This is a genomic window from Rufibacter tibetensis, assembly GCF_001310085.1.
GTDB classification, from domain to species: Bacteria; Bacteroidota; Bacteroidia; order Cytophagales; family Hymenobacteraceae; genus Nibribacter; species Nibribacter tibetensis.
Genome location: NZ_CP012643.1, coordinates 214,684 through 228,509, shown reverse-complemented (window position 1 = coordinate 228,509; position 13,826 = coordinate 214,684). Strand labels below are relative to the sequence as shown.

The window sequence follows — 13,826 nt, the reverse complement described above, 5'->3', positions numbered from 1 at the left end:
CCAACAATAATCATTGTTGGACTTTTTTCGTTTTCGTATCATCAATTAAGATGAAAGGAATAAAGAAACCGACCAGCATGGTTCCGAAATTTTTTCCAAAATAAACCTCCGTTATCCAAGCAGCTGCAAAGGTCAATATTACAATGGCTGCTAATCCATTATGGTTTTTATAAGCAAAAGCTAAGGGGAGAATTATCCAACCAGCTAGAAAGATAATAAAGCCAATTATACCTAGGCTAAAAAGAATATCCAGGTAGTTGCTATGAACGTTTTTGTCTGTTTCTATGGCTATATAAAATTTCTTCTCTTTATATTTCTCAAGAAGAGCTGCCTCTTTATCTCCAAGATCAACCCCTTTTAGAGGGCTATTCTGGAATACCTCCAGACCACAGGTCCAGGCAGCTAGCCTGAAATTGGCACCGTTCCATTGGTCAGGTGTGACTTTCATATTGTAATGACTTTCCTTGCCTCGGCTTTCAAAATCAAAACCACGATAAGTTAGTTCTTTGTACCTATTGAAGGTAGAAGGCATAAACTTGTTTATTGCTAGTATTCCTAAAAACAAGACGAATACAAGAGTGACACCCTCCAATATCTTCCGGTGACGGATAATGTAGTAAATGCTAAAACATAGGGTGGTACCTATCAGGAGCGCAAACATGATTCTACTTGCTAACAAGTAACTGAAGGCAAAAAGAAAGATTATTGCTAAGAGCATCATTCCTTTTTGTTTACCTATTCCAAAAAGGATATTCTTAGCGAAGATGTAGATTGCAAAATTAACAGCTAATGCCATATAAACTGACTGTTGCCTGGTGATACCCGTCAACGCATCATTATACATGTAGTCAGTTCTATTAGCAGTAGTGGCAGCATAGATGCTGGTAACTAAGCACAACACTGCTACTAACGCCGTAATAACTGCAAAAGAAAGTAAGATTTTGTCTTTAAGGCTTCTATTTAGTTGCAGCAGTCCTATGCTGGCGGGGAATAGCAAGAGGGGGAGTCTAATTTTTAAATGGTGCATACCCCACGCTATATCTTCTGACAAAAGCGTGCTGATCACCAAAGCAAGGAAAAACAAGAGCATGCCTAGAATATAAGGTCTTTGCTTCAGAACCTCCTTCTTCTCCTGCAGGGTACTCATGGAAAAACTATAAACCACTAGCAATCCAGTTATTACTGAATTTACTCCACTAAGCCGAGCGAAATAAAGAGTAATAAAGTAGAGAAGGACGATAGCGATAAAGCCTTTTTCTTTCTTAGTAAGTTCTTGTAGATCGAATAGCATTTAGTATAAATATAGAGCTATGCTGAATAAGCTAGGGGAATGTTAAATAGTGTTTGGGTAGTAGGGTCCTCTTCAATTACAGGCCATACCTCCTTAGGCTTTGTATGGGAAACCTTGTACAAAAGTAACCAATGAAATGGGTTATAGAGGTACTAGAAAAGGCCTAAATAATGTTTTTTTCAAAGCTGGGAATAGAAGCCATAGTAATCAGTCAGGAGCAGCTTACTGGGTATTTTGTCAATATTGGCCTTTAACTAAAAAATCTACAAATAAGATTCTTGCAGGTTATCTAAACTAATTCATGAAAGGGCAAACAAAAAGGGTGCGAGTTAACTTCTCGCACCCTTTTGAAAAGGTAATGATTTAGTTGGAGGTACTCCTACTCTTAGTGGTTGAAATCACCACCACCCTGGTAGTTGCTACCCTGGTTGCCACTAGTATAGTCGCCACCATAACCTGCTCCTGAACCGGTAGCAGTACCTTGATCTAAGCTGGCGCTAGCTGCTTGAGATTGCCCACCTTTATTTTTTCCTTTTTTACCGCCACCTATTTGACTAGTGGTTGACTTCTTGCTTCCTCTGCCCAGGAAAAAACCATAGGCAAGGAGGCCAATACCTGCCGCAAAAGCCACATACTGTTTGTCTTTGTTGCGAAGTGATTGGTAAAATTTCACCCCAGAATCTGCCGGGTTGTTGATGATATTGGAGATTTCCTGCGGATTTTGGATAAGGTCGGAGAGTGCTTTAGTTTCTTGATTATTATCTTCCATAGTTTTAAAGGTTTATGAGGTTTTAGGTACGGGTTTTCTTTCTGAAAGATTCCTTCTCCCCCTGAATTATTCTTATAGACTACAACATGCTTCTGTATTGTAGGCATTTCTAGAATAGAAATTCTCATCGAAACCAGAATCAAGGAAGTAATCCTGCATACCCGCAGATGTAATCAGTCTTGTAACTTTTGCTACTACAAGTCCTGAATATTGACATAGTAAAAGCGGGAAGCTACAGCAGCGCCACCACCAATTTATAAGCTTTCTATAACTTCTGTCTTTAGGCAACTATTGCTTTACATAAGATGTTAGGCTTTCAGGATCTAGTAAATTTTTGCCCTAATGAGTGCAAATATCGTCTTTTGAATAGGGTGCCAGGCTGTTTCTTTGAGGTATTTGGATTTCAGGTGAAAAACAATTCTTAAGGAATTGAAATAGATTCTGTAATATTATAGGCTTTTTTAATAGTCCATCATGTATTTGCTAAATCGTACTTCCCTAATAGGGGCAGCCTTAGTTTTACTAGAAATTTTTGGTTGTCAGAAAGAAAGTTCGGAAAAGGAAACAATACAGGAAGCCGATACCCCCGCTCAGCCTACCTTATTTACCCTACTCGCACCTGAGAAAACCAACCTTGGTTTCTCTAACACGCTCACAGAAACACCTTATGCTAATATTTTGGCGTACCAATATTTTTATAATGGTGGAGGTATTGCCATTGGTGATCTAAACCAAGACGGTTTGCAGGATATCTATTTTTCCGGCAATATGGTGCCTAACCAGCTGTACCTGAACAAAGGGCAAATGCAATTTGAGAACATTACCAATAGGGCCGGCGTAGCCGGTGTTCTCAATACCTGGAAAACCGGTACCACCATTGCCGACGTAAACGGCGACGGCCTCCCTGATATTTATCAGTGCTACTCTGGTAATATGCCCGGAAGTGCCAGAAAAAATCAGATGTTTATCAACCAGGGACCTGACCAAGAGGGTGTGCCTAGTTTTTTAGATAAAGCTAAAGAAATGGGCCTCGCGGATTCCTCTTACAGTACCCATGCTTCCTTCTTCGATTATGACCACGACCAGGACCTTGATATGTTCCTGCTCAACCACAATCCGGTTCAGTTCAGTAATTTGGAAGATGCCACCATTCAGGAAATAAAGAAGAAGCCGGCCCGGAACATGCAGTCAAAGCTGTACCAGAACAACAACGGAGTGTTTAAAGATGTGTCAGATAAGGCAGGACTGGGCAATTCTTCCTTTTCGTTTGGATTGGGCGCCGGTATAGCGGACCTAAACGGAGATGGGTGGCAGGATATTTACGTGTCTAATGATTATTCGGCCCCAGACCTTCTTCTTATCAACAATCAGAACGGCACTTTCAGCGACCAAACAAAAGGTAGCATCCAGCACACGTCCATCTACTCCATGGGTAATGACATAAGCGACATCAACAACGATGGCCAGCCAGATATTATGACCCTGGACATGCTGCCGGAAGACAACAAGCGCCAAAAGCTTCTCTTCGGGCCTGACAATTATGAGTACTTCGACATGATTGTGCGGGCAGGTTTCAACCATCAGTACATGCGCAACATGCTGCAGGTGAATAATGGCAATGGTACCTTCAGCGAGGTTGGGCAGATGAGCGGCGTTTCCAATACTGACTGGAGTTGGGCGCCTTTACTAGCAGATTATGATAATGATGGCTGGAAAGACCTTTTCGTGAGCAACGGGTATTTGAAAGATTTCACCAACATGGACTTTCTCAAATTCCAAAGTTCGTACTATCAGCGAATGAATGGAAGGATGACGCCTCAAGGCCTCATGGACCTGTTGTCAAAAATGCCTTCATCAATGGTAACGAATTACATGTTTAAGAATAACGGCAATCTGCAGTTCAGCAACATGGGCAAAAGCTGGGGGTTTGACCAATCCTCTAATAGCAACGGTGCCGCCTACGCTGATTTTGACAATGACGGTGATCTGGATCTAGTCACAAACAATGTGAATCAAACTGCATTTCTATACCAGAACCAGGCAGAGAAGCAATTGAAGCACCAATACCTACAGGTAAAACTGGCAGGAGCAGGCAAAAACACCGATGGTCTTGGGGCAAAGATTACCTTGTACCAGAAGGGGCAGCAACAGTTCCAGGAACAAATGACCTCGCGCGGCTTCCAGTCCAGCGTGTCTCCAATTCTGCATTTCGGGTTAGGGGGTAACGCTACTGTAGACTCCCTACGAATTGTGTGGCTGGGAGGCAAGCAGCAGGTGTTGCAGAATATAAAGGTAAACCAAGTCTTAACCCTGGAGGAAAAGAACGCTACTTCTACCTACGTGGCGCCAAAAGCCGGTAAGACCTACTTCACTGAAACTGCATCGCCGGTAACGTTTGCGCACCAGAAAAGCACCGTGAATGACTTCAAGCGTCAGCCTCTAATGATCAATCCCATGTCGTTCTCGGGCCCTTGCCTGGTGAAAGGCGATGTAAACGGGGATGGCCTAGAAGATATCTTTGCCGGAGGTGCCGCGGGGCAGCCTGGAACCATCTATTTACAGGCTAAAAACGGAAAATTCGCTTTAAAACAAATTTCGGCATTTGCCACAGATAAAGCCAGTGAAGACACAGACGCCTTGTTCTTTGACGCGAACAACGACAAGGCCTTAGACTTATACGTAGTGAGCGGAGGCTACCACAACTTCCTGCCAGAAGATGCCGCCCTGCAAGACCGTTTGTATCTGAATGACGGCAAAGGTAATTTCACCAAGAGTACAGCTGCACTCCCGGCCATGCTGACCAGCAAAAGCTGCGTACGTGCCTCTGACATCAACGGCGATGGTTTTCAGGATTTGTTTGTGGGCGGTCGCGTGGTGCCGGGCCGCTACCCGGAAACCCCAAGAAGTTATGTTTTGCTCAACAACGGCAAAGGACAGTTCACTGACCAAACCACTGCGGTGGCTTCCAAGCTACAAAACATAGGCATGGTCACTGATGCTGCCTGGTATGACCTGAACGGAGACAACAAGGTTGAATTGGTAGTAGTGGGCGAATGGATGCCGATCACTGTTTTCAGCCTGAATAACGGAAAACTGACCGAAAACACGTCCGCCTTCTTCGCTAAGAACTACAGCGGCTGGTGGAACAAAATATTAATTGGAGACTTTAACCAGGACAAACGTCCAGACCTGATTTTAGGAAACCAGGGCTTAAACACCCAGTGCAAAGCCTCAGAAAAAGAACCTGCTGAGTTGGTGTACAAAGACTTTGATGACAACGGAGCCATTGACCCCATTCTGTGTTTCTACATGCAGGGCAAAAGCTACCCGTACTTAACGCGTGATGAGCTCATGGACCAGGTGAGTATGATGCGCACCCGCTTTCAGGATTACAGCAGCTTTGCCAACGCTACCCTGACGAACATCTTTTCCCCGGAGGAACTTAAGGGAGCAGGCCGCTTGTCTAGTAATTACTTGCAAACTGCTTATTTTCAGGGTGGGGCAGGTGGAAAGTTCAAAGAAATGAAGCTGCCGTTACAAGCCCAGTACTCGCCGGTGTTAGCCTTGGCAACCGTGGATTATAACCGCGATGGCGCCCAGGACTTACTCTTGGGAGGCAATATCAACAAGGCCCGCTTACGGTTCGGGAAAGCCGATGCAAATTATGGCTTGTTATTGCAGAACGACGGCAAAGGAAACTTTACCTGCGTGCCCCAGCAGAAATCAGGCTTCCGGCTGACGGGGGATGTGAGAAGCATTTTGCAAATTAAAAATACGGTGTTGTTTGGGGTGAACCAGATGCCCGTGAAAGCTTACAGTTTACAATAATGAGAAAGTTAGTATCGGTTTTTCTTGTCTGGCTGGCCCTCTGGGGATGTGCAGGTCCTGGTCAGGAGAAAAAACAAAACCTTGACTTTAGCTCTGACCAAATAAGTCAGGTCATTAACCGCATGACCGACATCATGGTGAATGATGTGACCAATCCGCCGTTGGCCTCCCGTTTTTTCTCCTATGCTACGCTGGCAGGGTATGAGGTGATCTCGCAAAATGACAGCACTTACCAATCTATGCACGAGGTCCTGAACAAGTACCCAGCCATAACTAAACCTCAGGACGTTACTGGTTATTCCACAGAGCTGAGTGCGGTGTTGGCCATGTTGGAAACGGCTAAGAAAATGCAACCTTCAGGCGTGTTGCTGGATTCTATGGAAGTAAAGTTGCTGGATTCATGCCGTCGGGAAGGATTGGCGGAAGAAGTTATCACGGCTTCTCTGGCGTATGCTCAGGGAGTTAGTAAACAGATACTGGCCTACGCCAAAGCTGACAAGTATAACCGGATCAGTAACTACCCGCGCTATACTCCTATAGAAGGAGAAGGCAACTGGTATCCAACTCCGCCCGCGTATTTTGCCCCGGTGGAGCCCTATTTCAACACCGTTCGTTCGTTTACTTTAGACACCTGTAACCAGTTCAAACCAGAACCGCCGGTTGCCTTTTCCAAAGACAAAAACTCGAAGTTCTTTCAAATGCTGCAGAAGACGTATGAAGGAAGTAAGAACTTAACTCAGGAACAAAGTGACATTGCCTCCTTCTGGGATTGCAACCCTTTCGCTTTGCAAGACAACGGGCACTTACAGGCAGGACTAAAGAAAATATCGCCGGGCGCGCATTGGCTGGGAATCACTGGTATTGCCTGCAAGAAGGCGAAAGTTGATTTTGCGAAGGCTATGAAGGTGCACACGTTGGTGTCTATTTCACTCATGGATGGGTTTATTTCCTGCTGGGATGAAAAGTTTCGCAGCAACCGCATCCGTCCTGAAACGGCCATTCGCAAATACATTGATCCTGCGTACAAACCATTGATCCAAACGCCGCCTTTCCCTGAATATCTGAGTGGCCACTCCACCATTTCAGCGGCCTCAGCTGTTATACTGACCCACTATTTCGGTGACCAGTTTAAGTACAAAGACACCATAGAAGAACGTTTTGGTTTGCCGGCCCGGGAGTTCAACTCCTTTCAGGATGCCGCTATAGAGGCAGGCATTTCCCGGTTTTACGGGGGAATTCACTTTATGGATGCCATAGAAAACGGCCGGAAACAAGGCTTACAAGTAGGGGAGTGGGTGTTGCATAAAGTAGAACGTAAGTCCCAAACGCTGGCTGCTCTTCAACAGAAATAGAAGGAACAAGGCAGGCTGAAACAGAAGAGTGGATTATTCGACTGAGGAGCAATTCATCTTGTGCTACAATTTTCTGTTTCTGAGCCATTTTACCTAAAACGCACCTGTAACACATAAGCAAAAGAGCCGCTCCTACTATGTAAGAGCGGCTCTTTTGTTTTAATAGGGTACTGAACTTAGTTACCCGGCCAGGCATTCCAGGGAATGCGGCTCAGGATAAGGATTAAGCCTAATCCGTAGAAGATAGCTATGGTTTTGAAGCCCCGGTTAGTGCCTACCTGACGTTTCGCTTTAGAGTAACCGATGGTAATTAAGATAACGGCAAGCACCATCATTAAAGGGTGCTCCAGGAAGTATAAGCGGGAGGTAGCGTCTTTCATGGCCGCACCAGAAGCGTTGGACAGTCCCAAAGGTGACACAAAGTACAAAATCAACCCAATCACCCACTGCAAATGCGTAGGAATTAATCCTAATAAACCCAGCTTCCGGTTTTTGTCAGTGAAGGTTCCCCCTCCAAAAAGTCCGGCCAAGGCTGTAATCAACGAGATCGCTACTCCCAGTAGTACCAGATAGGCAAGGTAAGAGTGCGCATGCTGTAGTCCTGTATACATCTTTACAAAAATTGGTTGCAGGCGTAAATATAGGCACTACCTTCTTTCCTGCAGTATGCGTTTGGGTGCAAATGAGAAATACTTCAGTAGAGGAAGCCCAAGAAATGTTGTTTGATTTAAGCCTCTTTTAAAGAAAATAGCTTCTAAATAAAAGGGATTACAATCAAAAGCTGCGACTGATATTCTGTTTGTAGCAGGAACTACAAGTGAAAGCCAAGACCCCATTCAATCACGTTAGCATGACCATCATGCGCCATGAGCAGGGCGCTGGCAGACAGGTTTTTGAAAATCATGTATTTCAATCCGTACCGTTGGTAAAAGTCTGGAAACAAACCATGCGGTTGGTACATGTACCGGCCAAAATGAAAAACCATAGATAGCTTGCTTAGGTGTAATTCATGTCCTATAAATACGCCCGCTGAACGCTTGTCCAAGTACCCCTCCGGGTAATTAGTGCCCTGGTTCAGGTACTCTTCTCCAATGGCAGTGTCATGGATGGCATCAACTCCCAGCATAAAGGAATTGGTGTGGGTGACTTGTTTGCTGGCATAAGCAGACATCATGTACACCGGGTGTTTAAAGTCATCTCGTAGCACCTCCTTTACCCCGGCTGCAATCCTGATGTTCATGCGCAGCCGCTTATCAATCTCCGGGGCAGTGGAATCCTGGTCTGTGATGACCTTCGCTAAAGCTTTAGGCTGGTAGCGGACGCCTAGGCCCAGCAGAGGCATGTTCATGCCATTGTTAGATTGGTTAAGGCTGCCGTTAGAGAAGTGACGGAAAGCGAAAATGGCATTCAGAAACAGCCGGTCACTTAATGGGTACTCATACCTTAAGTTACCCCTTAGTGAGAAGGTGATGGGGCTGCCAATGGCTTTGTTGTTTTCGTTGGAGGTGGAGTTATAATGATGCGTAGTATACACCAACCCTGTACCAAGGTTATAGCGTAAACTGCCCTTTCCAATTTTAGTGATGGGCCCGTCAAGGTAAGAGGTAACCGTCACCGATTCTCCCAATTCATCAGGAACCATGTAATTGAAATAGGAGAGTGCAAACCCAATAAAAGGTAGTTTGTATTTCCGCTCCCAGAATCTTTTGCCCGTGGTTTGCTTATTGGCGTACAGCTCAACCCCGTGAAGATTAGAGTAATTAAGCAGGGAAAGCCCCGACCGGTAGCGGAAATAAGCTCCATAGTACCCGTTCACACCATACGACCAGGATCCCTTCAAATCTGAAGTACTCTGCTGGTCTTGGGAGAAAGTAGGCAGGGAGAAAGAGAGCAGCAAAAAGAGAAAGAAGGCTCTAAAAGAACGGGGCATAATAAATGAAACTTCAGACAACAGCACGTCTTCGGGTAAGCAGGATGAATTGAGAAGGCAAATTAAAAAATAGTTTGAAGGCCGCCGCTATTTTGCCTTGAATCATCATGAAAGACAAACTTTTGTATTCAGTTCTAAAAAGGAAGTTTCCTTTCTAGAACTGTTTTCCGCAAAATACAACTAAAACATAAAAAGAAGAGGCCCTCACAGGTTGTCAAATCCTGTGAGGGCCTCTTCTTTTATTATCTCCAGTTCACATTCGGGAACCGCTTTGTCAAGGAGCCTCTCATTAAACGGTACTCTTCCTGCCAGAAGTAATGCAGGCTGTTTACCACTTTCAAAGGCTTTAAATCTGGGGTTAGCAGGTGCAGGACTACGCCCACATCACCGGCGTCTACGGTGGGGTTATTCTCCCAGGTAAACACATCTTGCAAGCGTATCTCCATGACAGGGGCTTGGCCGTTGTCTGGGTAAAATAGCTCCATCTCATGCCCATCTGGTAACCTCAACGTAGCAGGAGCCAGTTCTTCTAAGCGTTGCTTTTGCTCTCGGTTCAGCATGTTTTGCAGAAGGGGCAGCAAGTCAATGTCAAACAGGTCCTGACCAATCTGGACGTCTTCCAGGTGGTACGCCAGCCACTCATGGCAGGTCATGAGCAGGGAAGGAGTACTGAGATCTGGAAAGCCTTCGGAGGGGTGCCATTTCCTTAAACAGAGCACGCGGTTCTGAAACTGCTTTACTTCTTCTGAGAAGTTGAGCCATTGCTCACCCTCTCGTTTTATGGTATCACAAATAGCGGGAATTAGGAATCGTTCATCGGGTTCAGGCAGGGGCTTGCTCTGGAGCACGATAGAGCCAATGCGCATGTCGCGGGAGGCGGTGAGTTCGCCTTCCTCAGGGTCCCAGGTAACCACGTCTTTCTGCTTCACCAGCGGAGCCAGGTCTCTGGGGTTGAGCGGCGAGGCGAGGAAGATGCGGCCCACACCTTCTCCGCCGGCGTGCAGGTGCGCAATAGCTAGCCATGGGTCATGCGCCAGGTCGTCGCGGTGACCGGCTGAAGCGTATTTGCCATTGGCGAGCTGGAATTGGGCGTTGTTGCCAGGACGGGCGTACGCAATACGCTCAGGGTAACAGTTGGCCAGCAGCACGCCGGTCTCATACGGGTCTACTGTGGTGTTCTCGGCCTCAATCTTAAACATCCGGCGGTACGAGACGGCAATCTTGTCAATCTTGGAGAAACGCTTCTGGTGCAGCTGTTCTTTGCGGGTTCTTCTGAGCGCCTCTATGCGCAGGTTCAGGTCAATACCGGCCTCGCGGGGCAGTGGGTCGCGCTCTTCCAGCAGAGCGGCTATGTCGGTGGCTAGAGCTAGTTGACCAGATTCCTGGGCGGCCAGTAGCATGTGGGCCAGACGTGGGTGCGTGGGCAGAGCATGCATCTTACGCCCGTGCTCCGTTATGCGACCGTTCTCCAGGGCATTAAGCTGGTGCAGAGTTTCCTGGGCGTGCAGCAGCGCGGCTTTGGGAGGTGGGGTGAGCCAGGTGAGGGACCTGATGTCAGACACACCCCAGGCGGCCATGTCCAGCACCAGCGGGGCCAGATCCGCTTCCTGAATTTCAGGAGTGCGGTGCGGAGCCATGCGGGCGTGCAGAGTTTCGGTCCAGAGACGGTAACAGGTGCCGGGTCCTAGCCTTCCTGCCCGACCGGCACGTTGATCAGCGGCATCTTTAGAGATGCGCATGGTTTCCAGGCGGCTTAGACCGGTGCCGGGGTCAAAACGCTGGGTTTTAGCAAAGCCGGTGTCTACCACTACTGTCACGCCCTCAATGGTCAAACTGGTCTCGGCGATGGAAGTAGCCAGCACCACTTTACGCTTGCCGTTGCGGTCGGGCATAATGGCGGCGTATTGCTTGCCGGGGGGCAACATGCCATACAGCGGATGGATGGCAATGTCACGCAATCCTCTTCTGAGCAGAGCTTCTACCTTTCTAATGTCCTGCTCACCGGGTAGAAACACCAACACATCGCCTTTCTTTTCCTGCAGGGCTTTACGCACGGCCCGGTCCGTCATCTCATGGAGTAGTTGGGCATCGGTTTCGCCGGAGTACTGTACGTCTATGGGGTATTGACGGCCCTCGCTTGTCACGGCGGGCGCGTTGAGCAGGCGCGTGAGTTGGGGCATGTTCAGGGTGGCGCTCATGACCAGGATGCGCAGGTCGGTACGCTGGGTATCCTGGGCCTCGCGGCTGAGGGCCATAGCCACATCGGCGTGGATGCTGCGCTCATGGAACTCGTCAAAAATAACCAGCCCTACCCCGTTAAGGGCATTGTCTGAGTGCAACATGCGGGTAAGAATGCCCTCAGTAACAACTTCCAAACGGGTCTTTTCTGAGATGCGGTTCTCAAACCTGATGCGGTAGCCCACCGTTTGGCCCACCTCCTCACCCAGCAGCTGCGCCAGCCGTTCGGCAATGGTGCGTGCCGCCAGCCTACGAGGTTCCAGCATGATGATTTTCTGCCCCTTCAGCCATTCTTCATCTAAAAGGGCTAGGGGTAGTAAGGTACTTTTACCCGCACCAGGAGGCGCATTGACAATGAGGGTGTTTTGGGCAATTAGGTGCTCCCGCACAGCAGGGATGATCTCCCGAACGGGTAAGTCTATGGTAAATGGATTGAAAGGCAAAAGGAAGTGGAGTTAGTGGAAATGCATAGGTACGGAAACGCTGCTGTTCCTGCCTGCAAAATTACGCAAAGTTATGCGAAAGGGGAAGGAACGATGAATGGAGTATTCCGAAGGGAAGCGTTGCATTGTACAAGGGACTTTTTAAGGACATCTCCTGCTCTTAACCTTCCATCATTAAGTAGCTTTCCTACATTAAATCTTACCTAAGAGCAGCAGAACTGGACCTGTCACGTACGCAGCCTATTTTTTCCTGCCTTATCAGGCACTTGCAATAGGATAGATAAGAATATTGCTATTCTCCTAAAGAGGAGCAGGTACCCTTAAGAAGAATGAAATTAAGTTAAGGTATTTGTAGAATTTATACAATTTTTTATTGCAAAAGAGGTAAATGATTGATTACGAATATAATATCATCATAGTTATTAATTATATTTTTATACTTTTTGGTTTTGCGGCCGTAAGAAAGTGAGGATAAAGGCATCTCTTTATCACTTCATCTATCCTTTTAACCAATAAAAAATAACACTATGAAAAAACACCTATTCAAGACAACTATGTTCGTAGCAGTAGCTGCCATGGCCTTTGGCTGTAGTTCAGAAGAAGAGGATCTGCTTTCAAACAGCGGATCAGGAGTTGCCAGCAAATCTGCCATGATGGCTGGCGCAGAGAAAATTACCTTTGATACGTATACCAGAGGATCAAATGGTTTTATAAGCACGGTAATGAGTGACAAGGCTTCAGGACCAATCATGGTGAGTGCGGTGAGAAGAACGATGCCAAATACCTATGGAACAGCCAATGTCGCAAACATCTTTGACTCCAGACAACCTACCTCCATCGGAAATCAGGTGATAGACATTCTTACGCCGCACCAGAACTTTGGCGGTGGTGGTGTAGGGGATGGAGGCGCAGCAGGAGCCTTTGTAAACAATACTGCCTTAGGAAACATGATGATCATCAACCGGGGTGATGCTGCTGTACCAGCATATGACTATAATAGTGGCGGTAAAATGATGTTTGATTTTTCAGCATTGGGTACCGTGACCATGAACTCGGTCACTGTCATGGACATAGACAGCTATGAAGCCGGTTCTAAAGTGGTGTTGTATGGTCCTTCTTCCAATGTGTTGAAAGAAGTGATGATGCAGGTAAGCGGAGACAATGGAAAACAAGTAGTGAACCTGGGTGGCACCAAAGGAGTGGCCAGAATGGAGATTGTGATGGGACCAGCAGGTATCTCCCCTAACGGAAGCCTTAGTGGATCTGGCGCTATAGACGATATTGAGTTCATGCGTGAAAGCAGGATGATGGGTTGTACGTACACCCAAGGCTACTGGAAAAACCATGCTACCGGCAAGAAAGCTGATGCTACCTGGGGTGAGTTGCCTGGTACAACTTTCTTTGGTAGTGGCATGACCTACCTTAACCTGATGAACACAGCACCTAAAGGAGGCAATGCCTATGTGCAATTGGCGCACCAATACATTGCCGCTACCTTGAACGTTAAAAAAGGTGCCTCTACCACACCTCAGGTAGATGCTGCGCTTGCCGCTGCCCTTGCGTATTTCTCAGCTATGCCTGCAGGAGGTGGAGCTTTCCTTAACACGATCAACTCGCCATATACAACCGCTACTAAAAACCAGTTAACCCAATTGGCTGAAACTTTGGATAGGTATAACAATGGATTAATTGGTCCTGGTCACTGTGACTAATGCCGATCCTCCACAAACTTCATAAATAAACAGAGAGGCCGTTGCAGAGGAAACCTGCAACGGCCTCTCTGTTTCTAAAAAGAACTTAGAACCACAGCAGTAGCAGCAGAAATGATCATCCTACTCTTATAAATGTAGGATGGTATCCTCAGGCTACCTTATTTGACTTTCCCTCGCCTATAACTTTGGCTTCCCTTCTATTCACAAGTAGAATCGCTTTCCTTGTCTAGACTACTTTAAACAGCTTGCAGACTTGTGTTGCT

Annotated in this window: 8 protein-coding genes; 3 read left to right on the top strand and 5 right to left on the bottom strand. The window is 46.8% G+C overall.

All coding sequences use genetic code 11. The features are described from left to right. Positions 1-10: 10 nt before the first annotated feature. Both DC20_RS00875 and DC20_RS00870 read right to left on the bottom strand, forming a co-directional pair. Positions 11-1,291 carry an O-antigen ligase family protein gene (locus tag DC20_RS00875; protein WP_062542103.1) on the bottom strand — a complete coding sequence of 427 codons (1,281 nt, stop codon included), beginning with the start codon at positions 1,289-1,291 and terminating at the stop codon, positions 11-13. Positions 1,292-1,676: 385 nt separating this feature from the next. Continuing rightward, positions 1,677-2,060 (bottom strand): hypothetical protein, encoded by a 384-nt coding sequence (locus tag DC20_RS00870; RefSeq protein WP_062542102.1) that lies wholly within the window; start codon positions 2,058-2,060, stop codon positions 1,677-1,679. A gap of 474 nt (positions 2,061-2,534) precedes the next feature. Between DC20_RS00870 and DC20_RS00865 the strand changes: the two genes are divergently transcribed. Continuing rightward, on the top strand, positions 2,535-5,888 hold the full coding sequence (locus tag DC20_RS00865; protein ID WP_062542101.1) for a VCBS repeat-containing protein: 3,354 nt from the start codon (positions 2,535-2,537) through the stop codon (positions 5,886-5,888). Beyond that, positions 5,888-7,240: a vanadium-dependent haloperoxidase gene (locus DC20_RS00860; RefSeq protein WP_062542100.1), complete on the top strand. Its 1,353-nt coding sequence runs from the start codon at positions 5,888-5,890 to the stop codon at positions 7,238-7,240. The genes DC20_RS00865 and DC20_RS00860 overlap by 1 nt, the downstream gene beginning before the upstream one ends. Positions 7,241-7,416: 176 nt before the next feature. On the opposite strand, the gene DC20_RS00855 is transcribed toward DC20_RS00860, so the two are convergent. From DC20_RS00855 to hrpB, 3 genes are all read right to left on the bottom strand, one after another. After that, entirely contained in the window at positions 7,417-7,851 is a 435-nt protein-coding gene (locus DC20_RS00855; RefSeq protein WP_062542099.1) for a hypothetical protein, read from the bottom strand. Between the two features lie 200 nt (positions 7,852-8,051). Next, positions 8,052-9,170 (bottom strand): acyloxyacyl hydrolase, encoded by a 1,119-nt coding sequence (locus DC20_RS00850; RefSeq protein ID WP_062542098.1) that lies wholly within the window; start codon positions 9,168-9,170, stop codon positions 8,052-8,054. A gap of 242 nt (positions 9,171-9,412) precedes the next feature. Next, the gene (gene hrpB / locus DC20_RS00845; protein WP_062542097.1) at positions 9,413-11,851 is read right to left on the bottom strand and encodes an ATP-dependent helicase HrpB; all 2,439 of its coding nucleotides are present in this window, start codon (positions 11,849-11,851) and stop codon (positions 9,413-9,415) included. A gap of 527 nt (positions 11,852-12,378) precedes the next feature. On the opposite strand from hrpB, the gene DC20_RS00840 reads away from it, so the two are divergent. After that, positions 12,379-13,563 carry a hypothetical protein gene (locus DC20_RS00840; RefSeq protein WP_157593000.1) on the top strand — a complete coding sequence of 395 codons (1,185 nt, stop codon included), beginning with the start codon at positions 12,379-12,381 and terminating at the stop codon, positions 13,561-13,563. Positions 13,564-13,826 lie beyond the last annotated feature (263 nt).

Coding starts and splice junctions, on each gene's coding strand:
- DC20_RS00865 (WP_062542101.1), top strand. CDS start 2,535: ATGTATTTGCTAAATCGTACTTCCCTAATAGGGGCAGCCTTAGTTTTA.
- DC20_RS00875 (WP_062542103.1), bottom strand. CDS start 1,291: ATGCTATTCGATCTACAAGAACTTACTAAGAAAGAAAAAGGCTTTATC.
- DC20_RS00840 (WP_157593000.1), top strand. CDS start 12,379: ATGAAAAAACACCTATTCAAGACAACTATGTTCGTAGCAGTAGCTGCC.
- DC20_RS00860 (WP_062542100.1), top strand. CDS start 5,888: ATGAGAAAGTTAGTATCGGTTTTTCTTGTCTGGCTGGCCCTCTGGGGA.
- DC20_RS00870 (WP_062542102.1), bottom strand. CDS start 2,060: ATGGAAGATAATAATCAAGAAACTAAAGCACTCTCCGACCTTATCCAA.
- DC20_RS00850 (WP_062542098.1), bottom strand. CDS start 9,170: ATGCCCCGTTCTTTTAGAGCCTTCTTTCTCTTTTTGCTGCTCTCTTTC.
- DC20_RS00855 (WP_062542099.1), bottom strand. CDS start 7,851: ATGTATACAGGACTACAGCATGCGCACTCTTACCTTGCCTATCTGGTA.